This is a genomic window from Alcanivorax sp. MD8A (assembly GCF_002888555.1).
Taxonomy (GTDB): Bacteria; Pseudomonadota; Gammaproteobacteria; order Pseudomonadales; family Alcanivoracaceae; genus Alcanivorax.
The window spans coordinates 1-21,669 of sequence record NZ_AQOQ01000036.1; the positions used below are offsets into that span (position 1 = coordinate 1).

Below are 21,669 nucleotides of genomic sequence, written 5' to 3' on the forward strand. Positions count from 1 at the left end.
ATCGGCGTGAGCCGATCTCCGCCGTTGCGAAGTGCTTGCCAGCGAAGCCCGTAGGCGTTTCAGCCTACGAATGATTGCTGGCCAGATCCAGATAAAGTTTGTGTAGCACATCCAACTGGTCATGTAGCCTCTGCAGCGAGCCATGGTTCTCGACGACATCGTCCGCCTGATCCAGCCGTTGGGTCCGTTCCAACTGAGCCTTCATGATGGCCGCAACCTGCTCTTCGGGTACCTGGTCCCGGGCCATGGTGCGCTTCACCTGCAGTTCAGCAGGAGCATCAATGACCAGGGTGCGCTGCACCAGGTCTTTCTGGCTTGTCTCGAACAGCAAGGGAGAAACGAGCACGGTGTAAGGTGACTTGCTGGCGGCAATCTGGTTGCGAAGTTCCTGACCAATGGCCGGGTGGGTGATGCCTTCCAGTGCCTTGAGTGCGTCCGGGTCGGCAAACACGATTTCGCGCAGCGCGCGTCGATCCAGCGCGCCATCTTTCGCGATCACATGGTTGCCAAAACGCTCGGCAATCGCCTGCAATGCCGGCTGACCGGGCTCCACCACCACCCGCGAGGCCAGATCCGCATCCACAATGGTAATGCCCAGCTGGGCCAGATAATCCGTTGCGGCGGTTTTGCCACTGCCAATGCCGCCGGTGAGCCCTACAACAAACATGACATTTCCTTGGTCTTCTCACTTTTTGTTTTGTAGGAGCCATGCTTGCATGGCATGCCCGGATCGCCATGCAAGCATGGCTCCTACACGGGGGAGGAGGGCGAGTATCAACCGACCTTAAACATCCCCAGATACGAGCTGACAATGCTATCGCCCCACAGCAGGGCAATCCAGCCGGCCGTGGCGAGGTAGGGGCCGAAGGGGATCTGGGTGCGTTTCTGGCCAGCAAAGATCATGGCGCCGACTGCGAAGACAAGACCGACCACCGATGAGAGCAGTATAATCAGCGGCAGGTACTGCCAGCCCACCCAGGCGCCGAGAGCCGCGAGCAGTTTGAAGTCCCCGTACCCCATGCCTTCCTTCCCGGTTAGCAGTTTGAACAGCCAATACACGCTCCAAAGGGAGAGGTAGCCTGCCATGGCGCCAATCACGGCATCAGGCAGGGACACGGGCGAGATGCCCAGCAGGGCAGCAAGCAGGCCAGCCCAGAGCAGAGGGTAGTTGAGGTCATCCGGCAACAGGGTCGTGTCGGCATCAATCATGGCCGCGGCCAACAGAGTCCACGTCGCCGCAAGGGTGAATACCAGCCATCCGCCATAGCCAAACTGCCAGGCACAGATGCCAGCGAGAAGGCCGCTGACTAGCTCGATAAGGGGGTAGCGTTTGCTGATGGGAGTGGCACAGCCGCGACAGCGGCCTTTTAACACTAGCCAGCTGACAACCGGTACGTTTTCGTACCAGGCAATGGCGTGCTGACACTTGGGGCAGCGCGAACGCGGGGTCACCAGATTGAATATCTCGTTGTCCGGTTCTTCGGGTAATTCGAGAATCTCGCGCGCCTCATGCCGCCAGCTGCGCATCATCATCTCAGGCAGGCGGTATATCACCACATTCAGAAAACTGCCGACCAGAAGCCCAAAAAAAGCACAAAGCCCAACCAGCAAGGTTGGGCTTGAAGAAAGGAACAAGGAAAGGTTATCCATTTTTAGCCTACTACCGCCCCCATCTGGAAAATCGGCAGGTACATAGCGATGATCAGGCCACCGATAAGTACCCCCAGCACGGACATGATTAGAGGTTCCATCATGCTGGTCAGGCCGTCGACGGCGTTGTCTACTTCTTCTTCATAGTAGATAGCGACCTTCTCGAGCATTGCATCGAGTGCACCGGATTCTTCACCGATGGCGGTCATTTGTAATGCCATCGCAGGAAAGACGCCTGTAGAGCGCATGGCAAATTGAAGTTGCTGGCCAGTTGAGACATCTTCCTTAACCTTTAGAACCGCGTTCCGGTATACCACGTTCCCTGTAGCCCCGGCACAAGCGTCAAGTGCCTCAATCAGGGGAACCCCTGCAGAAAAGGTGGTTGAAAGGGTGCGGGCATAACGGGCAATGGTGGACTTGAACGCAAGGTCGCCAACAATAGGGAGTTTGAGCGTAATTCGGTCCAGTGCATCTCGAAAAGCAGGAGAGCGCTTTTTCAGTTCACTGAAGCCCATCACAAAGGCGATAAGAAAAACGAGAATAAACAGGAAATTATCCTGAAGGCCTTCGGAAAGGTTAATCACGAATTGTGTGAATGCAGGTAATTCGGCACCAAAGCCCTGAAACAGTTCCTCAAATACCGGTACGACCTTGAGCAGAAGAATAGCTGTAACGATAGCGGCGGCGACCACAACGGTTGCCGGGTACTTCATCGCTTTTTTGATCTTCTGTTTTAGCGCTTCGCTTTTTTCCTTATAGATTGCGACTCGATCCAGCATGGTCTCCAGGGCGCCGGACTGCTCCCCAGAGTCAATCAAGCTGCAGTACAGATCATCAAACTGCGCAGGGTGTTTGCGCAGGGCGCCAGCAAAGTTGCTCCCGCCTTCGACTTCGGCTTTAAGTTTCAGTACGACGTCTTTCATTGACGGGTTATCGAGGCCATCGGCCACGATCTCAAAAGCCTGGACCAGTGGTACACCGGCTTTCATCATGGTCGCCATTTGCCGAGTGAAAATCGTGATATCGATCGGCTTGATCTTCTTTTTTCCGCCGATGCTGATTTCACGTTTCTTGACGACTTTTTTGGCGTTGATCCCCTGTTTTCTCAGCTCTGCACGCACCAGTGCCGGGCCTTTACCAGAGGTTTCCCCTTTGACCTTCTTGCCTTGGCGGTCTGTGCCCTCGTAAACGAAGGTGGCTGTTTTTTGTTCTGCTGCTTTCGTCGCCATAATTAATGTCCGCTGGTTACACGGTTAACTTCTTCCAGGCTCGTCACTCCCTGCATGACCTTCAACAGACCGGAACGGTGAAGGTCATTGAACCCTTCTGCCCGGCACTGGTCAGCGATCTGGATGGAGTTCCCTTCTTCCATGATAATACGGGCGATGCCGTCGGTGATTTTCACCACCTCGTAGACGCCAACTCGCCCTTTGTACCCGTTCTTGCATTTTTCGCAGCCCTGTGGGCCATAAACAGTAAACCTGTTCTCAAGATCTTGTTCAGTGAATCCCATCTCACGCAGCGATTGTTCTGGCACTTCAACCTTGGTCTTGCAATTGTCGCACAATCGTCGTGCCAGACGTTGAGCAATAATCAATAGCACAGAGGTGGCAATGTTAAATGACGGCACCCCCATGTTTCTGAGGCGTGTCAGAGTCTCTGGGGCGCTGTTGGTGTGGAGTGTTGAGAGCACAAGGTGGCCGGTCTGCGCCGCCTTGATGGCAATGTTGGCGGTTTCCAGATCTCGAATCTCCCCCACCAGAATAACGTCGGGATCCTGGCGAAGAAATGCCCGAAGGGCTGAGGCGAAATCCATGCCCTGTTTGGGGTTAACGTTGACCTGATTAACCCCTTCGAGGTTGATTTCCACGGGGTCTTCGGCCGTGGAGATATTCCGTTCAGGCGTATTGAGAATATTTACCCCGGTGTACAGGGATACGGTTTTACCTGAGCCGGTTGGGCCAGTTACCAGAATCATGCCCTGGGGTTTATGCAAGGCATCCATATAGAGTTGTTTTTGAAAATCCTCGTAGCCGAGGGCATCAATCCCCATCTTGGCGGATTCTGGGTCCAGAATTCGCAGTACGATTTTTTCACCGAATAGCGTTGGACAGGTGTTCACCCGAAAATCGATGGACCGGTTCTTGGAAATCTTAAGTTTGATTCGGCCATCTTGAGGAACCCGTCGTTCAGAGATATCTAACCGAGACATGACCTTCAGGCGGGCGGATATCTTGCTGGCGATATTGACAGGGGGTTTCGACACGCTCTGAAGGATACCATCCTGACGGAAGCGGACACGGTAGGTTTTTTCGTAAGGTTCAAAATGCAGGTCAGAGGCGCCGCCTTTGATGGCGTCGAGAAGAAGCTTGTTCACAAAGCGTACGATAGGTGCATCATCTGCTCCGGATTGGGTTTCATCGGTTTTTTCTTCCCCGCCACTGATGTCCAGATCATCAAGGCCTTCGTCCAGATCGCCAAATGCCTCGCCTTCTGCTTCTGACTCCAGTTTTTCGATCCAGTCAGAGAGTTTGTCTTCCTCTACAATGACGGTCTCAATGTTCAGGCCAGTATTGAAGCGAATTTCTTCCAGGGCCGGAAGGTTGGTCGGGTCAGAAACGGCGACAAACAGGCGGCTGCCGCGGCGGAACAGCGGTAAGACGTGGTGTTTGGATATCAGTTTGGGGTCGGCCAGATCCTTGACGCGACTGTCCTGTGAAAAGGTGCTCAGGTCCAGAATCGGATCGCCGAATTCCTCTGCCACGGCAAGGGCGACCTGCCGGGCGGATAATGCGCCGCTTTTCACTAGATGGCGGACCAGGCTGGCTTTTTCCTGCCTGGCCTCCTGAAGGTATTGCTGTGCGGCTTCAGGTTCCAGTAACCCCTGCTGGATCAATCTGTTTGGTAAGCCGGTAAAGGTAGTCATGGCAACCTGCTTCTTTATCTTTGGTGTGGTCGGTTAACCCAACACTTTTTTCGTAACATACCGGTTGTGGCCTGTACTGGGAAGCCCGGATGTCGCTAAATCAGGATCTTGCGACATAATGCTCAGTGAGAGGGTGAGCTTTGCTCGGGTTGCGTTTTCCCGTTTAAAGGTGGCGTAAATTGTCCATCCAGGCAGAGAGGGTGACGCAAAGCGTCAGTAGTTGACGTGAAATGCTTTTGGGCTGCTTTTGTATCGAGTGGGCTTGGCGAAGGCGATTGGGGTGACAGGTGGCCTAATTACAAGGGGTTGGGACTGATAGTCGGACTACGAAAAAAGTTGGCCCAGTCTGTGCATTGGTTAACAACAGATGCTCGCCAAGGGTGAGCTCAACATAATAATTTGCCAAAAGTTGGAGAAAACCACATGAAGAAGCAAATGCAACAGGGTTTCACCCTTATCGAACTGATGATCGTTGTTGCCATCATCGGTATTCTGGCGGCTATCGCGATCCCGGCTTACCAGGATTATGTTGCCAAGTCTCAGGCCTCTTCTGCTCTGGCCGAAGTTGCTCCGCTGAAAACCCAGTTTGAGCTGATGGTCAACGAAGGCAAGACGCCTTCTCTGGTCCGTACCGACGCTGGCTTTATCGGTCAGGAAGCAAACTCTGGCTCTTACTGTGATCTGGCGATCACGTACACCGCTGCTACCGGTGTTGGCACCATCGCCTGCACCATCAAGAACGCAAATCCTGCCGTTCTGGGTGAAGTGCTGACCATGTCTCGTGACGGTGATGGCGTTTGGGATTGTGGCACTGGTGGTATGGATGCCAAATACCGTCCGGGTCAGTGCAGCTAATACTGCCTAACCGGGTTTCATGAAAGCGGGCTTCGGCCCGCTTTTTTTGTTTTGAAGGGGCTGCAAGTGCATTTGGGGTTTCCTTATCTTCTGTTGGTCGCTGTGTTGGCGGTGGCCCCTACAATCGATCTCTTCCCGAGCCTGGGCTGGCATGATCAGCAGCGTGTTTTGCAGATTATGGCCTTTGCGGTGGCAATTCTCGGGCTTTGTCAGCAGGCGATACGTTCCCGGAAAGCTGTGCTGGCCGGCGGGATTTATCTAGGGCTTTGGTTGCTCTGGGGCTTGGGCTGGCTCTGTGTTCTAGCTTCTTTCAGTCTGCCCTGGGCATTGACGGAATTTGCGCTTTGGCACGGCTTATGGGCCGTGATGTTGTATATGATTTTGGCGCTTCAGGACAAGCCGGAGCGTCTGCAGGTGTTGTTCTGCCTGGTGGCGTTTGTGGTGGCATTCTTGTGTACCCAGTTTCTGGCGTCACTACTCAGTGCTTTTCTATCGGGTGCGAAACTTTATGCCAGAGCGTTGCTGGACGGTTTTGAGAATCTGCGCTGGCTGGGTCAGTTCCAGACCTTGAGTTTGCCATTGTTGGCCGGTCTGGTTTTGATGCAAACATACCCTCGGTGGAAAAGGCTCTCATATGTCTTGCTGGTCATTTGGTGGATCACGGTCTGGCTGGGGGAAACACGAGGAACCTGGCTGTCTATCACTACCGTACTGATGGTTTCAGTGTGTCTAGGGCCTCTTGGTCGCCGGTGGGGGCTGGTGCTTGGGTCTGCAGGCGCTCTGGGGTTCGGTTTTTTTATCGCTATCTTCTATTTTTTGGCTGATTGGCTGGGCGTTCCGTATGAAGGGCGAGGTCCAGATGCTTTGGTTTATGGCTCGTCTGGGCGTATCGGTATGTGGTTGGATGCGATGGAAAAGGCGGCCGATTTTCCCTGGCTCGGCAGAGGTCCCATGTCTTACGCCGGTGACTTCACCTTTCCGTTTTCCCATCCTCACAATGCGCTTGTGCAACTGGTGTATGAGTGGGGGTTTCCGTTTGCTCTAGTCGTGTTTGTGTTGCTGCTTATTGCTGCGGGCCACTGTGCTTCTTATCTGTTGAAAACTCGTTCGAGCAGGGACGTTACTGCCTACAGCGTGCTGATGTCACTGGCCGCGCTTCTGGTTCATTCCATGGTGAGTGGTGTTGTTGTTATGCCATATTTGCAGCTGTGGCTGGCGGTTTTGGCTGGTGCCGCGTTCTCGTGCGTTAAACTCCATGATGGCGCTGGCGCTGTTGGAGGGCGGAGGCTGGGAGCAGGCGTGATGGGGTTGATGCTGACGGCATCTCTGGCGGTTTTGGTGGCGGTAACGGTCAGGGATCTTCCTCGGCTGATAGATTTTGAGCCTCGTCAGAATTACGGGGGAGATGGCCCTCGTTTCTGGTCTCAGGGGGGGATTCGTCTGGACGACAAAACAGGACTTATTGACCGCGGAGAGTACAGATGAAGCGAGAGCCGTTAGCGGTGGAGCCGTAACGATAGATCCACCGCCTGAACATGCTTTGTCAGTGCGCCGGAGGACAGGAACCAGTCACGGCCGGCGGGCAAGCCCCCGGCGTTCTCCACTGTCAGGTTGCCAGACACTTCCAGTGCAGATGAGGTGGCCATTTGGGCTGCCTGGGCCAGCATCTGGGCACTGAAGTTATCCAGCATGATCTGGTCTGGCTTGAGCTCTGCGGCTTCCTGTAACTCTTCCAGTGTTTCCACTTCTACAATGATTTTCTTGTCCGGTGACAGTGCCCGTGCCCGTTCGATGGCAGCGGTGATGCCACCGCAGGCGGTGACGTGGTTTTCCTTGATCAGAAAGGCGTCATACAGGCCAATGCGGTGGTTGTCGCAGCCGCCGCACAGCACGGCATACTTCTGGGCGGCGCGAAGACCGGGAAGGGTCTTGCGAGTGTCCAGAATGGTGACCCGGGAGCCACCGACGGCATCCGCGTAGCGGCGTGCGGCGGTGGCGGTGCCCATCAGGGTCTGCAGGAAATTCAGGGCGGTGCGCTCACCGGTAAGGATCTGGCGGGTATTGCCGCTGAGAGTGCATAGGGCTGTGTCAGGAGTGAGACGGTCACCGTCGGTCACGTGCCATTGGAGTTGAACGTCACCCAGTTGGCGGAACACCTCATCAGCCCAGGCGGAGCCACACATGACGGCGCTTTCTCGTGTGATGATGGTGGCTTCACTGGTACTGTCATCGTCGATCAGTTGGGCGGTGATGTCCCCTTCGCGAATGTCTTCTTCCAGCGCAAAGGCCACATTTCGGGCGATGTCATCACGGAGGTATTCGGGCAGGGGTTGGGTCATGGCGGCGTGTCTCTCGGGGTTGGCATAAAAAGCGGCCCTCTCCCTGTCCCTCTTCAGCACACCGGAGAGGGGCCCTCCAGCAAGCAAGGGCGTGTTCGTTGCTGGGGGCAAGGGCGCGGCGGTGAGGATACCAGTGACGGGCGCGGGTGTTAATCGGCTTTGTCTGGTGGTGTGTCTGAGCTGTGGTGGGAGCCACCGCGAAGAGCGCCAAGCGTATCGTGGTCACACGACCACTCCCACAGGAGCGAGGGGCGATTTAGCGTCGGACGTCCGACTTCAGACGTCCGACGGGGCCTGCTCTTACCGTTTGGCAAAGAACTCCCGGCTGAGCTGAACCACAATGGGGGACAGTAACAGCAGTGCGATGAGGTTGGGGATCGCCATCAGGATATTCATGATGTCGGCCAGCGCCCAGACGAAGTTGAGGCTGACCATGGCGCCAAGCGGCACGGCGATAACCCAGACGACCCGGAACGGCATAACGGCCTTGGGGCCGAACAGGAACTGGGTACAGCGCTCACTATAAAGACTCCAGCCCAACAGGGTGGTGAAGGCAAAGATGGCAAGGCTGCAGGCCACAATGGCATTGCCAACATCGCCAAAGGTGGCAGAAAACGCCATGGCCGAGAGCGGAGCCCCCTCTGCACCACTGGTCCAGACCCCGGTGGAGACGATGGCGAGGCCGGTGATAGAACAGACGATAATGGTATCGATAAAGGTGCCCAGCATGGCGATGGAGCCTTGGCGGGCCGGGTGATCGGTGTTGGCAGAGGCGTGGGCGATGGGCGCGCTGCCAAGGCCGGCTTCATTGGAGAAAATGCCCCGGGCAACCCCGAAGCGAATGGCTTCTTTCACCAGTGCACCGGCGAACCCGCCTGCCGCGGCTGTCCCGGTAAACGCGCTTTCGAAGCAGAGCGCCAAGGCATCAGGGATGGCGCTGGCGTGGTCCACCAGCACGATCAGGCCTGCCAGCAGGTAGGCCAGTGCCATGAAAGGCACGATGAAGGTGGCCACCGTGGCGATCCGTTTCATGCCGCCCAGTACGACCAGGCCGACCAGCACGGCGAGAGTGACACCGGTGACCCAGGTGGGCAGGCCAAAGCTGTCACTTAACCCGTGTGCCACCGAGTTCGCTTGCACACTGTTGCCGATGCCGAAGCCTGCCAGCATGCCGAACACCGCAAAGGCCAGGGCCATCCAGCGCCAGTTTCGGCCGAGACCATTCTGAATGTAGTACATGGGGCCGCCGACATATTGGCCGGCAGCGTCTTTTTCGCGGTAATGCACGGCCAGTACGGCTTCCGCGTATTTGGTGGCCATGCCGACCAGGGCGATCAGCCACATCCAGACCAGTGCGCCCGGGCCACCAGAGTGGATAGCGGTGGCAACCCCGACAATATTGCCGGTGCCGATGGTGGCTGAGAGAGAGGTGGCCAGAGCGGCGCTGGCGCCAATGGTGCCAACCCCTGTCTGGGGGCCAAACATCTGGCGAAAGCCAAAGCCCAGCTGGCGCAGGGGAAGGAAGCGAAGAACCAGTGTCAGGTAGATGCCGGTGCCGGCGATGAGGATGAGCGCCGGCCATCCCCACAAAATACCACTTATCTGTTTGAGAATTGTAACTGCTGCATCCATGGCTATCGTCCAGAACCCCTGAAAAGCCTTAGGCTAGGGGAATTCGACGGGCATGGAAAGCGTTGGCGCGCCAGGATGTCAGGCCTATACTTTGGTATATGTGCCAACTAGTTCAAAATTCGTATTCATGTTTGTGTGATACGGTATAAATATCAAAACAATCGTCCCAATGAAGCGGGTTCATCGCTGGGGGTTCCATGTCCAATGTCACCAAGCTCACGCCTGTGACCGGTAAGGCGGCGCCAAGCCAGCTGCCGCGTCCGCTGGAAAAGGTCCGTGATAGCTACCTGAAGCTGGTGTGTGCCTATCTGAGTGACATGCTGGATGGCGCTGATGATGCGCTCTATGACCTGGCCGAAAAAGAAACGGACAGTGAGCGTGAGCGTTATTTCGAAGCCATGCGCGAGCTGCGTATTCAGCGAGCCGGCCTGGAAACCGGATTTCGTCAGTCCCTGGGCAACCAGTTTCAGAACCTCAAGAAGCAGCCGGAGACGCCTTCGGCACTGGATACCCCTGTGGATCTGGAGTCGCTTAGCCTGGTGAATGAGGACGAGCTGGAGACCTCGGTTGCGCTCGATAATATGGCGCGCCGTGCCCGCAATGGCTGCGATGAGCAGATGCGAGTGCTTACTCACCGAATGGAGTATTTGCTGGAAGGCAAGGTCTCCCTTTCTGAGAAGAATAACCCGCTGGAGCCCCGCCAGTTGGTTTCGGCCTTTAACGAGGGCCTGGAAAAACTGGATATCGACATTAAGGCTCGCCTGATTGTGCTTAAGCTGTTTGAGCGCGAAGTGATGGCGGAAACTGGCTTTATGGTGTCGGAGGCGAACAAGGTGTTGATTGATGCCGGTGTCCTGCCGGACATGAAGTCCGCCCCGATTGCGCCAGCTCGCAAACCGGGAAGCCGCTCGCTGGGCCGATCTGCTGAGCCCGGCGAAAATGCCACCCTGGGTGGTGGTCAGATGAACGATCAGATGTTCGGCTTGCTGCAAGAGCTGCTGGTCACCATGCGTGGCATGCAGGGCGGTGTTGCCCCTTCTGGCGGTGGTGCGGGTAACGCCGCAGCCGTGAATGCGCCCATGGCGGTGATGCAAAATGGCGTTCCCTACCTGAACGGTGCGCCAGTCGCCAACCCTGCCTCGGTTCACCAGGTCAGTTCTGATGACCTGCTGGGGGTGTTAAACCGCTTGCAGCGGGTAGAGCGTAGCCTGGATGAACAGGATGGTGAGCGGGTCACCCTGAAAGAAGACCTGTCCGAGATGCTCGACACCGAGCATGGCGAAGCCATTCATGCGCTGGATCAAGCGGATGATGATGTCATTAATCTGGTGTCCATGCTGTTTGACTTCATTCTGGATGACGATGGCTTGCCGTCGGATATCAAGGCATTGTTGGGGCGCTTGCAGATTCCGCTGCTGAAAGTGGCCATCACCGACAAGTCGTTTTTCAGCAATGACAATCACGAAGCGCGGCAGCTGCTCAACATGCTTGCCCGGGCGGGCTGTCAGTGGGATCCCCAGCAAGGGATCCAGGATGATTTGTATCAGCGGATTAATCAGGCAGTTCATCGAATCATTGACGACTTCGAGGACGATGCCAGCCTGTTTTCCTCCCTTTTGCAGGAATTTCAGCAATTTTTCGATGGGCAGAAGTCTCGCTCTGAAAAGGTGGAGCAGCGTGTTCGCGAAGCGGAAGAAGGCAAGGCCCGCGCAGAGCAGGCCCGCCATGAAGTGGTCGCCGTGCTGGACAAGCGCATGGCGGGCCGCAAGTTGCCGGATGTGGTGGTGCGATTGCTCCGCCAGGGCTGGCAGCAGGTGTTGTACCTGACATGGCTACGTGAGGGGGATGACAGCAGCGAATGGCAGCAGCAGGTGAAGGTGGTGGATGCGGTGGTCTGGAGTGTGTTGGAACACCGTGATCAGGCGGCACTGGAAAAGCTCAAGGCGCTCAGCCCGAAACTGTTGAAAACACTGCACGCCGGGCTGGTCCGCATCAGCTACGACGAAGCCGAAACCCGCCAGTTGCTGGTGTCCTTCCGCGATGTGCACCAGCAGTTGTTGAAAGGGCTCCAGACAGAACGGGTAGCGGTTGCCCCCGAGGTCGTTGCCGAGCCTGAACCGGAAAAGGCCAGCCTGCCCGAGAATCATTTCCTGGTGAAAAAGGCCTCCCAGCTGGCCCCTGGCCAGTGGATCGAGCTGCTGGAGGGGAATGAGCCCCGGCGCGCCAAGCTGGCCGCCAATATCCGTTCTGGCGTGAAACTGGTCTTCACTAACCGCAGGGGGATCAAGGTGCAGGAATTCTCTGCTTACAGCCTTGCCGTTGCCCTGCATGAAGGGACTGCTAAACTCATTGAGGAAGGTGCCCTGTTTGACCGGGCCCTGGAAGCTGTCATCGGTGATTTGCGCAAGATGCAGGCGGGCATGCAACACTAACCGGGAGTGCCTGCCTGGGTTCCCGCACGCCGCTGACACCCGTCATTGCAGACAAGGAGTTGGCGCGGGTGCTTACCCTCACCGGACATCGACTGGATCAGGCACATTGGTGCCCCTCTCCCAATTTTAACGATCGTCCCGACCCCGACGATATCTCCCTGCTGGTGATCCACAACATCAGTCTGCCCCCGGGGCAGTTCGGTGGCCCCTGGATTCCGGCGCTTTTCAACAACGCGCTGGACCCGGATGCGCACCCCTATTTTCGGGAAATCCATGAGCTGCGGGTCTCCTCCCATTTCCTTATTCGTCGCGATGGCAGCCTGTTGCAGTTTGTCCCTTGTGACAAACGCGCCTGGCATGCGGGAGTGTCGCAGTTTGAACAGCGCGACAACTGCAATGATTACTCTATTGGGGTGGAGCTCGAAGGGGCGGATACGGTGCCCTATGAAGCCGCACAGTACCGCTCGCTGGCCGCGCTCACCGTGTTGCTCCAGCAACACTATCCGGCGATCACTGACCCGCGCATCACAGGCCATGAACATATCGCGCCGGGGCGAAAAACTGATCCAGGCCCGGCATTTCAATGGGCCCGTTACCGTGACGATCTGGTCCGTTTCAGGGAGGAAATGGCATGAAGTTTCTGGTGTTGATTCTGGTGCTGGGATTGCGTCGTCTGGAAGTCAGTTGGCCTCAGTGGCTTACGCTGCGAAGCCGTCACCAGACATGGCTTCAGAGTCTGGGTAACCGGTTGGGTAATGGGCCCTTGCTCTATCTACTGGCGGTGTTGCTGCCGGCAGTGTTATTGGCGTTGCTGGGGGGTGCGTTACAGGGGTTCTGGGCGCAGTGGCTGTGGTTGTTGATAGCTCTGCTGGTGCTTGTCTGGTTAATGGGCGGGCAAAGTGAGTTTCGGCATGTGGATGAGCTTCTGGTGCGGGGACGCATGAATGACCCGGAAGGGTTCGCTGCCTTGGCCAGTGAAGAATTTGGTGTGACAGGCGATCCCACCGAGACGGCCTATCAAGAGCAATTATCCGAGCGTGCCCTGGCGCGTGAGTTTCGTGTCTTTGCGGTGATCTTCTGGTTGATGGTGCTGGGTTTGCCCGGGGCCTTTCTGTGGGTGATGAATCAGGCCTGGTTGCAACGGGTTGGGGTGGAGTCCTCTGCGATCGCGACCCTGCATCGCTGGATGAGCTGGCCAGTGCAACGGTTACTGGTGCTTAGCATGGCGCTGGCGGGGGATTTTGCCGCTGTCATGGATAGCATGCGGCATCGCTGGTTTTCTCTGGCCAATAGCGACGAGGCTGCTGCCAGCCTGCTGCTGGATGCTGCCCGGGCCGCATCGGACCTCAGTCCCATTGACGAACAGAGTTCATTGCTTGAGCGCATGCAGCCGATGGAAGAATTACAGGGCCTGGTGTTGCGCTGCGTGGCGATCTGGTTGATCGCCTGTGCGCTCTGGGTATTGCTGGCCTGACTTTGGTCGCATGGTGCAGCAGTGACGCTCGCACTAGTCTAACGCCATGAAAACTGATGCTTTTCGTCATTTGACCCGCCGGTCACCCCGGCTAGTATAAATGACAACGAGTGATCCGCTCGGCCCAGACACCCTTGGGTTTTTTTGCGGTTTTGCAGTGATCCTGCAAGGCCGCCTGGCTACGCGAAAAAGGACGCACGCCCATGCAGAAACGCAGTTTTTTTGATGATATGGATCCCGCTGAAACACGGGAATGGCTGGACGCACTGGAATCAGTGGTCGAGCGGGAAGGCCCGGAACGGGCTGCCTGGCTTCTCGACGTCATTGCCAACGAAGCCCAGGAACAGGGCATCCACCGTACCCATCTCAACACCCCCTACCTCAACACCATTTCCCCGCAAGACGAAGCCTCCATTCCCGGTGATGTATTCATGGAACGCCGTATCCGTTCCCTGGTGCGCTGGAATGCGCTTGCCATGGTGATGCGTGCAAACATGAACAACGACGATGAACTGGGTGGCCATATTGCTTCCTTCGCTTCGTCGGCCACCCTGTATGACGTGGGGTTCAACCATTTCTTCCGGGCCCCCAGCGATGAAAACGAAGGGGATCTGGTGTTCTTTCAGGGTCACTCGGCGCCGGGCGTGTATGCGCGGGCCTATCTGGAAGGGCGTATCAGCGAAGAGCAACTGGATAATTTCCGTCGCGAAGTGGACGGGCAGGGTCTGTCGTCTTACCCGCACCCGTGGCTGATGCCGGATTTCTGGCAATTCCCCACTGTGTCCATGGGGCTTGGGCCGATCCAGGCCATCTATCAGGCCCACATCATGAAGTACCTGCAGAACCGCGAGCTGATCCAGAAGGACAACCGCAAGGTGTGGGCCTTCATGGGCGATGGCGAGATGGACGAGCCGGAATCCCTCGGTGCGCTGGCTTTGGCCGGCCGCGAGAAGCTGGATAACCTGGTGTTTGTGGTCAACTGTAACCTGCAACGTCTGGATGGCCCGGTACGGGGTAACGGCAAGATCATTCAGGAACTGGAAGGCGTGTTCCGTGGTGCCGGCTGGAATGTGATCAAGGTGGTCTGGGGGCGTTTGTGGGATCCCCTGCTTGAAAAAGATAACCAGGGCCTGCTGCGCCGCCGTATGGAAGAGTGCGTGGATGGTGAGTATCAGGCCTACAAGAAGAACGGCGGCGCCTACACCCGCGAGCATTTCTTCGGCGCCTATCCGGAGCTGAAGGAATTGGTGGCGCACATGTCCGACGAGGACATCTATCGCCTCAACCGTGGTGGCCATGACCCGTTCAAGGTGTACGCGGCTTACCATGAGGCCACCAAGCACACCGGGCGTCCCACCGTGATTCTGGCCAAGACCGTAAAAGGCTATGCCACCGGTGCTGGTGAGGCGGTGAACAAGACCCACCAGATGAAGAAGCTGGATCTGGAAAGTCTCAAGGAATTCCGCGACCGGTTCGACATGCCTTTTACCGACGAGCAACTCAAGGACGTGCCTTACTACCGGCCGGACCCTGAGTCAGCGGAACTGCGCTACATGAATGAACAGCGCAACAAGCTGGGTGGATACATGCCAGTGCGTCGTCAGCAGGCCAGTCAGGCGCTGACTATTCCGGGCCTTGATGTGTTTGCCAGTTTTCTGGAAGGCAGTGGTGATCGCGAAATCTCCACCACCATGGCCTTCGTGCGCATGATGAGTGCGCTGATCAAGGACAAGCAGATTGGCGACCGGGTGGTGCCGATTGTGCCCGATGAGGCCCGCACCTTCGGGATGGAAGGGCTGTTCCGTCAGCTGGGCATCTATTCTTCCGGCGGTCAGAAGTACGAGCCGGAAGATGCTGGCCAGGTGATGTATTACCGCGAAGACAAAAAGGGTCGCATCCTGGAAGAGGGCATCAACGAAGCGGGGGCCATGTCAGGCTGGCTGGCAGCGGCCACTAGCTACAGCGTGCACAACTTTGCCCTGATTCCGTTCTACATCTACTACTCCATGTTCGGCTTCCAGCGTATCGGCGATCTGGCCTGGGCGGCAGGTGACAGCCAGGCCCGAGGCTTCCTGCTGGGTGCCACCGCTGGCCGTACTACGCTCAACGGCGAAGGCCTGCAACATCAGGATGGCCACAGCCATATTCTGGCGGGCACCATCCCCAACTGTGTCAGCTACGATCCGACCTACAGCTACGAGCTGGCGGTGATCCTGCACGATGGCCTCAAGCGCATGTACGAAGACAACGAAAAAGTCTTCTACTACCTGACACTGATGAACGAGAACTACGTGCATGGCGCCATGCCGGAAGGGGCCGAAGAAGGCATCCGCCGCGGCATGTACCTGCTGCGCGAAGGCAAGGGCAAGACCAAGAAGTCGCCACGGGTTCAGCTGCTGGGCAGTGGCACTATCCTGCGAGAAGTGGAGGCTGCCGCCGAGCTGCTGCGCGAGGACTTTGGTATCGCGGCGGACGTGTGGAGCGTCACCAGCTTCAATGAACTGCGTCGTGAAGGTATCCAGAAAGACCGTGATGAGCTGCTCCATCCGGACAGCGAGCGCGAGCAGAACTGGGTCGAGAAATGCCTGGATGGCCGCGAAGGCCCGGTGATCGCATCGACCGATTACATGCGCAGCTTTGCCGACCAGATTCGTCCCTGGGTGAAATCCCCTTACTCCGTGTTGGGCACCGACGGCTTCGGCCGCAGTGACTCGCGCCAGAAGTTGCGTCACTTCTTTGAGGTGGACCGTCACTTCGTGGTGCTGGCGGCGCTGAACGCGCTGCGCAAGGAAGGCAAGGTGGATGCCGCCACAGTGAAGCAGGCCATCGAACAATATGGCATCGACACGGATAAACCCTATCCGGTGATGCATTGATCGCACCTCAAGACAATCTCACTAAAAGGAGACTGGTGTGAGTGAGAAGATTCAGGTTCCCGATGTGGGCAGCAGTGATCCTGTTGACGTCATCGAGATCAGCGTAAAAGTCGGCGATACCATCGCTGCGGAAGATACCATTGTGGTACTGGAATCCGACAAGGCCACAGTGGAAGTCCCGGCTCCGAAAGCCGGCAAGGTCACTGCCATCAACGTGAAGGTGGGGGACCGGGTCAAGGAAGGGGATGACCTGCTGGAGGTCGAGGCCGATTCAGGGGCGGACGACAACGCCCCGTCGCAGGAAGAAGCAACAACTGACACGCCAACCGAGCAGGAAACCGCTCCTCAGGCAGAGACTGAGGAGGCACCAGCCAGGTCAGCCAGCCGCACGGAATCGCGCACGGAAACCGTGACGGTGCCGGACCTGGGTGATATCGATGGTGCCGAGATCATCGAAGTGAGTGTGGCGGCAGGGGATGTGCTGGAGGCCGAGCAGGTGATCGCGGTGCTGGAATCCGACAAGGCATCGCTGGAAATCCCGGCGCCCCAGGCGGGCACCGTGGAGTCCGTGATCATCAAGGTGGGTGACAAGGTCAGTACCGGTGATCCCTTGCTGACGCTGGCGGTATCCGGTGGTGATGTGGCGCCCGAGGCGAAAGAAAACACCGCAACGTCGTCTGCTTCTGTATCGCAGACCAGTGCCTCCGATAAACAGGAACAGAACAAGCAGGAGCAGGCCAAACCCGCGCAGACCTCCACCGCTATTCCCGCAGCGGCAAACTCTCCCGGCAAGGCGGTTCATGCCGGGCCGGCGGTGCGCAAGCTGGCCCGGGAAATGGGCGTGGATCTGGGGCAGGTTCCGGGAACAGGTCCCAAGGACCGTATCCTCAAAGAGGATGTGCATGCCTGGGTCAAACAGCGTCTGGAATCACAGAGCGCGCCGGCAACCGGCAGTGGTGGAATGTCGCTGGATCTGCCGGACATCGATTTCAGCCAGTTTGGGGATGTCGAGCGCGAAGAGCTGAACAAATTGCGCAAGGTGTCTGCCCAGAATCTGCACCGCTCCTGGTTGACCATTCCCCATGTGACCCAGCATGACAATGCGGATATCACTGACCTGGAAGCCTTCCGCAAGCAGCAGAACAAGGCGCTGGAACGGGAAGGCGTCAAGCTCACCATGCTGGCGTTTCTGGTGGCCGCTTGTGCCAAGGCGCTGAAGGAGTTTCCACGCTTCAATAGTTCTCTTGAGAACAGTGGCGAAGCCCTGATTCACAAGCACTACATCAACATCGGTATTGCGGTGGATACCCCCAATGGTCTGGTGGTGCCGGTGATCAAGGATGCGGACAAGAAAACCCTGAAAGAAATCGCCCAGGAAATGGGCGAGCTGGCGGAGAAGGCGCGCAATCGCAAACTGACCCCTGCGGACATGAAGGGAGGTACGTTCAGTATCTCGTCGCTGGGCGGTATTGGTGGCACGGCGTTTACGCCCATTGTGAACTGGCCTGAAGTGGCCATCCTCGGGGTGAGCCGTTCGGACATGCAACCGGTGTGGGATGGCAATCAGTTTGTCCCGCGGCTGACCTTGCCGTTGAGTTTGTCCTATGACCACCGTGTCATTGATGGGGCAGATGCGGCACGGTTTACCACCTATCTGAGCCAGTTGTTGTCAGATATGCGGCGGGTGTTGCTGTAGGGGTACGCCCAGAACGAAGAAAGCCGGCAAGCGCCGGCTTTCTTCGTTCTGGGCGGGTCTGACGTTGGATGACAAACCCGTCACTTCAAATTGATCTTCAAAGCTTTTCAGGCTTTAGCGTCAGACGTCCGACCACGCCCTGTTACTCGCCGCGCTTCTCTCGTTTCTCCTTGCGCTTGTCCTTGTCCTTGCGATCGTCCATGCGGTCTTTGCGCTTTTCCTTCATCTCCGCCATTTTTTCCTGCTGTTCGGGGGTCAGGATAGCGTTGATCTTTTCCTGGGTTTCATCGTGCAAGGCTTTCATTTTTTCACCCTGCTCATCGAACACGGCTTGCAGTTGCGTACTTTGCGCTTCGCTCAGTTCCAGCTTCTTGGTCATGTGCTCAACCATGCGTTCGCCACCCCGGTGATCCGGGCCATAAGCAAACGCGGTGCCAGCGATAGCGAAAACAGCAACAGCAACGATAGCGATTTTTTTCATGGTGCTCTCCTTCTGGACATGAGTCCCTGTGTTTTGATGGAGTCAGTATCACTGTAAAGATTGCAAGGAATATGCAGGGAATGTGGAAGCTGAGGGCAGGGGGTATGAGCTGTGAGTTGTGAGCTTTCAGCTATGAGTAAAAGATAAAAAACAGGCTGTTTGAGCTTGCCTTTTGGGTCAAATGCCGTCGCAATATGAAAGCTCACAGCTCACAGCTCACAGCTCACAGCTCACAGCTCACAGCTCACAGCTCACAGCTCACTAAGGCGTTTCCAGCCGGTAGCCCACTCCGTACACACTGCCGATCCAGTCGTGGGCATCGGGGCTGTGTTCGGTGAGTTTTTTGCGCAGTTTGCGGATGTGGCTGTCGATGGTGCGGTCGGATACCACGCGATGATCATTGTAGATTTCATCCATCAACTGGTCTCGGGACCAGATGCGGCCGGGGTGGCGTGCCAGGGTGTTGAGCAACGCAAATTCGATGGCGGTAAGGGCGATGGACTGGCCGGCAATGCGCGCTTCAAAACGGTCGCCATCCAGTACCAGTGGTGGTTGTGCTTCTTCTACCGGTTGCGGGTTGGCGCGTCGCAGCACGGCTTTTACCCGGGCCACCACCTCGCGGGGGCTGAAGGGTTTGCAGATATAGTCGTCTGCACCCAATTCCAGCCCCAGCAGCCGGTCCACTTCATCCACCCGTGCGGTAATCATCAGGATGGGGACCTGGCTGTGCTGACGGATGGATTTGCACACGTCCATGCCATCGCCATCGGGCAGCATCAGATCGAGCAAAATGGCATCAAAGCCACCGTCCCGTGCCAGTGCCATGGCGGTTTGAGCACTGTCGGTCTGCTCGGTGTCGTAGCGGGCGTGTTGCAGGTAGTCGGCCACCAGCTGGGACAGGCGAGGTTCGTCTTCCACGATCAGGATACGGCTCATACGGACTCTCCCGGCAGGGTCAGGGTAATGCGCACACCGCCCAGGGGGCTGTGTTCAGCGCAGATACTGCCACCGTGGGCTTCGGCAATACGCTGGCAGATGGCCAGCCCCAGCCCGGCCCCGCCAGTGCGTCGGTTGCGCGAGCTTTCGACCCGGTAGAGGTGATCAAACAGATGGGGAAGGGAGGCGTCCGGGACGCCGGGGGCGCTGTCTTCCAGAATCAGGGTCCACTGTTTGCCGGTGCAATCCAGGCTGACACGCAGTTGACCACCGTCGTGGGTGTATTTGAGGCTGTTCTGCAGCAGGTTATCCAGCAGCTGGCGAATGCGTACCGGGTCCATCAATAGCCAGGCGGACTCCGGTAGCCAGCGATCGACGGTGAATTGTTTCTCGTCGAACAGGTGTCGATAGCTGTCCAGCACGTCGCGAGTTAGTTGCGCCAGATCTTCCTCAACCAGCTGGTAGCGCAGGTTGCCGCCATCTGCCAGCGCTAGGTCGTGGAGGTCATTCACCAGATGGGTGAGCTGTCGCGTTTCGGTTTCCAGCGCCTTGATGGCGTCGAGCGTCAGTGGGCGAATGCCGTCGCTGAGGGCTTCCAGTTCCCCTTGCAGAATGGCCAGCGGGGTGCGCAGCTCGTGGGCAATGTCAGAGAACCAGCGCTGGCGGGCTTGCTGCCCTTGCTCAAGGCGCAGGGACAGCTGGTCGAGCTGGTGCCCCAGACGGCCCAGTTCGTCACGCCGTGGGCTGTTCAGACGGCCGCTGTAATCGCCTTCCTGCAGGGCACGGGTGTGGTGGGTCAGGGCCAGAATCGGGGCGACCAGATGCCGGGCCAGCAACCAGGAGACCAGCAACGACAGTACGATCCCCACCGCGAGCATCCACAGGACAAACCGCAGTTGGCGCTCCAGAAAGCGGTCGTCCAGCTTGTCACGGATCGCCTCCTGATTAGGGTAGGTAAGATAGCCGGCCAGTTGATCGTTCGCCAGAATCGGAACCTCCAGCCGTAAGCGGGGCGGGGCAGGCGGGCCCATCAGCAGCGTTTTGTCGGTGTCGAGCAGTTGCAGGTGGCGGTGATCATCGTTTTTGCCACGGTTACGGTCTTCGTCGCCCGCCAGCCGATACAAGCGCTTGAGGCGGCGGGGGTCTTCGAGCAGGAAGTCCCAGCTGCCTGTTTGCTGGTACAGGGTGCCCAGGTGTTCGGCGAGGCGTTCCACCTGTTCCTGCTGACGTTCGTCCAGGTAGGTATTGAGGCTGCGCACAAACGACAGGTAATAGAATCCGCTGGCCGCCAGGATCAGGACCAGAAAGGTGCCAAGAAAAATCAGGAACAACTTGTTGCGAATGCCCATGGCGACGGTTCAACGGTTTTGGAGCACCCAGTGTACCGCGCCGCCGTGGGCGGGGGAGCATTTGCACAATGTTTTCATAAAGCGGGGATCATGACTGTGAGCTGTGAGCTGTGAGCTGTGAGCTACAAGCTACAAGCTACAAGCTACGCTTGATTGAAAGGGCAAACCCACAATAGTTCCAGGGTGTTCTAGAAGAACGGAAACGCCTTCCAGATCGTGAGTTCGGCGCCAACAAATAACTTGAGCACCCGGTAGGAACGTAGCGCAGCGGAGTAACGCACGTAGTGCGGCCCCGAAGGCGTGAGCGAAGCGAATAACCATGCTCGCATGGCGAACCGAGCCCAAGCGAGGTATAGATTCCAGAGCGTTCCCTCAGATCGCATTCGGCGCCGGGGCTTTTACTTGGTCGCAGGAAAAATAGCTTCACAGCTCACAGTTAGCCCCTATCCCTTCGGTTGCCACAGGGTTTCGGGGTGTTCGTGCCGCAGGTTGATCAGCCGTGCCATGACAAACAACAGGTCGGAGAGGCGGTTGACCAATGCCTGACTCACCGGGTTCACGGCGTCCTCGTCGGTATCATGCAGGGTAACCAGGGCGCGTTCGACCCGTCGGGCGACGGTGCGGCAGTGGTGGCACCAGGCCGCATCGGGGTGACCACCGGGCAGGACAAACTCTTTCAGGGGCGGGAGCTCGGCGTTGATCATGTCTGCCTGGGACTCCACCTCCACCAGGTCGTGGTCATCAATCACAGCGCGTCCGGGCACGGCCAGTTCTCCACCGATATCAAACAACCGTTGCTGAATGCCATCGAGCGCCCTGTCCAGGTCGGCATCCAGTGAGCGCGCACGGAGTACCCCAAGGGCACTGTTGAGTTCGTCCAGTTCGCCCAGAGCATGAATGCGCGGGTGTGCCTTGCTGACGCGGGAACCGTCCGCGAGTCCGGTATCGCCCTTGTCGCCGGTTCGCGTAATGACGCGATTGATACGGGTTTTTTCAGTCATACAAGCATCCTTTCCTGGGGCT

17 protein-coding genes are annotated in these 21,669 nt (G+C 57.4%); 7 read left to right on the forward strand and 10 right to left on the reverse strand.

Annotated elements, in window-relative coordinates:
- Positions 1 to 64: 64 nt before the first annotated feature.
- From coaE to pilB, 4 genes are all read right to left on the reverse strand, one after another.
- A complete protein-coding gene (gene coaE / locus A15D_RS14655) occupies positions 65 to 667 on the reverse strand; it encodes a dephospho-CoA kinase (RefSeq protein ID WP_102792530.1) in 603 nt (200 codons plus the stop codon).
- Positions 668 to 774: 107 nt separating this feature from the next.
- Positions 775 to 1,650 (reverse strand): A24 family peptidase, encoded by an 876-nt coding sequence (locus A15D_RS14660; RefSeq protein ID WP_102792531.1) that lies wholly within the window; start codon positions 1,648 to 1,650, stop codon positions 775 to 777.
- 2 nt (positions 1,651 to 1,652) lie between these two features.
- Complete coding sequence (locus A15D_RS14665; RefSeq protein WP_102792532.1) at positions 1,653 to 2,879, reverse strand: type II secretion system F family protein; 1,227 nt, start codon at positions 2,877 to 2,879, stop codon at positions 1,653 to 1,655.
- A 2-nt stretch (positions 2,880 to 2,881) separates the two neighbouring features.
- Entirely contained in the window at positions 2,882 to 4,576 is a 1,695-nt protein-coding gene (gene pilB / locus A15D_RS14670) for a type IV-A pilus assembly ATPase PilB (RefSeq protein WP_102792533.1), read from the reverse strand.
- Positions 4,577 to 4,999: 423 nt separating this feature from the next.
- Between pilB and A15D_RS17475 the strand changes: the two genes are divergently transcribed.
- A complete protein-coding gene (locus tag A15D_RS17475; protein ID WP_102792534.1) occupies positions 5,000 to 5,431 on the forward strand; it encodes a pilin in 432 nt (143 codons plus the stop codon).
- Between the two features lie 66 nt (positions 5,432 to 5,497).
- The gene (locus A15D_RS14680) at positions 5,498 to 6,916 is read left to right on the forward strand and encodes an O-antigen ligase (protein WP_102792535.1); all 1,419 of its coding nucleotides are present in this window, start codon (positions 5,498 to 5,500) and stop codon (positions 6,914 to 6,916) included.
- Positions 6,917 to 6,927: 11 nt separating this feature from the next.
- On the opposite strand, the gene nadC is transcribed toward A15D_RS14680, so the two are convergent.
- Complete coding sequence (nadC, locus tag A15D_RS14685) at positions 6,928 to 7,770, reverse strand: carboxylating nicotinate-nucleotide diphosphorylase (protein WP_102792536.1); 843 nt, start codon at positions 7,768 to 7,770, stop codon at positions 6,928 to 6,930.
- A gap of 300 nt (positions 7,771 to 8,070) precedes the next feature.
- A complete protein-coding gene (locus tag A15D_RS14690) occupies positions 8,071 to 9,402 on the reverse strand; it encodes a sodium:alanine symporter family protein (protein ID WP_102792537.1) in 1,332 nt (443 codons plus the stop codon).
- A 197-nt stretch (positions 9,403 to 9,599) separates the two neighbouring features.
- Between A15D_RS14690 and A15D_RS14695 the strand changes: the two genes are divergently transcribed.
- The 5 genes from A15D_RS14695 (at position 9,600) to aceF (ending at position 17,880) form a co-directional block, all read left to right on the forward strand.
- Positions 9,600 to 11,834 carry a DUF1631 domain-containing protein gene (locus tag A15D_RS14695; protein WP_102792538.1) on the forward strand — a complete coding sequence of 745 codons (2,235 nt, stop codon included), beginning with the start codon at positions 9,600 to 9,602 and terminating at the stop codon, positions 11,832 to 11,834.
- A 68-nt stretch (positions 11,835 to 11,902) separates the two neighbouring features.
- A complete protein-coding gene (gene ampD / locus A15D_RS14700; RefSeq protein WP_022985012.1) occupies positions 11,903 to 12,469 on the forward strand; it encodes a 1,6-anhydro-N-acetylmuramyl-L-alanine amidase AmpD in 567 nt (188 codons plus the stop codon).
- Entirely contained in the window at positions 12,466 to 13,308 is an 843-nt protein-coding gene (gene ampE, locus A15D_RS14705) for a regulatory signaling modulator protein AmpE (RefSeq protein WP_102792539.1), read from the forward strand. Before ampD ends, ampE begins: the two co-directional genes overlap by 4 nt.
- Positions 13,309 to 13,511: 203 nt before the next feature.
- Complete coding sequence (aceE, locus tag A15D_RS14710) at positions 13,512 to 16,184, forward strand: pyruvate dehydrogenase (acetyl-transferring), homodimeric type (RefSeq protein ID WP_102792540.1); 2,673 nt, start codon at positions 13,512 to 13,514, stop codon at positions 16,182 to 16,184.
- A 37-nt stretch (positions 16,185 to 16,221) separates the two neighbouring features.
- Positions 16,222 to 17,880: a dihydrolipoyllysine-residue acetyltransferase gene (gene aceF, locus A15D_RS14715; protein WP_102792541.1), complete on the forward strand. Its 1,659-nt coding sequence runs from the start codon at positions 16,222 to 16,224 to the stop codon at positions 17,878 to 17,880.
- Between the two features lie 142 nt (positions 17,881 to 18,022).
- Here the strand turns inward: aceF and A15D_RS14720 are convergent, their stop codons facing one another.
- The 4 genes from A15D_RS14720 to A15D_RS14735 all read right to left on the reverse strand — a co-directional run bounded on the left by A15D_RS14720 (position 18,023) and on the right by A15D_RS14735 (position 21,647).
- On the reverse strand, positions 18,023 to 18,361 hold the full coding sequence (locus tag A15D_RS14720) for a Spy/CpxP family protein refolding chaperone (RefSeq protein WP_102792542.1): 339 nt from the start codon (positions 18,359 to 18,361) through the stop codon (positions 18,023 to 18,025).
- Between the two features lie 261 nt (positions 18,362 to 18,622).
- A complete protein-coding gene (locus A15D_RS14725; protein ID WP_102792543.1) occupies positions 18,623 to 19,297 on the reverse strand; it encodes a response regulator in 675 nt (224 codons plus the stop codon).
- Positions 19,294 to 20,646, reverse strand: coding sequence for an ATP-binding protein (locus A15D_RS14730; protein WP_102792544.1), 1,353 nt, complete (start codon positions 20,644 to 20,646; stop codon positions 19,294 to 19,296). The genes A15D_RS14725 and A15D_RS14730 overlap by 4 nt, the downstream gene beginning before the upstream one ends.
- Before the next feature lie 443 nt (positions 20,647 to 21,089).
- Positions 21,090 to 21,647: a cob(I)yrinic acid a,c-diamide adenosyltransferase gene (locus A15D_RS14735; RefSeq protein ID WP_102792545.1), complete on the reverse strand. Its 558-nt coding sequence runs from the start codon at positions 21,645 to 21,647 to the stop codon at positions 21,090 to 21,092.
- Between the last annotated feature and the right edge of the window lie 22 nt (positions 21,648 to 21,669).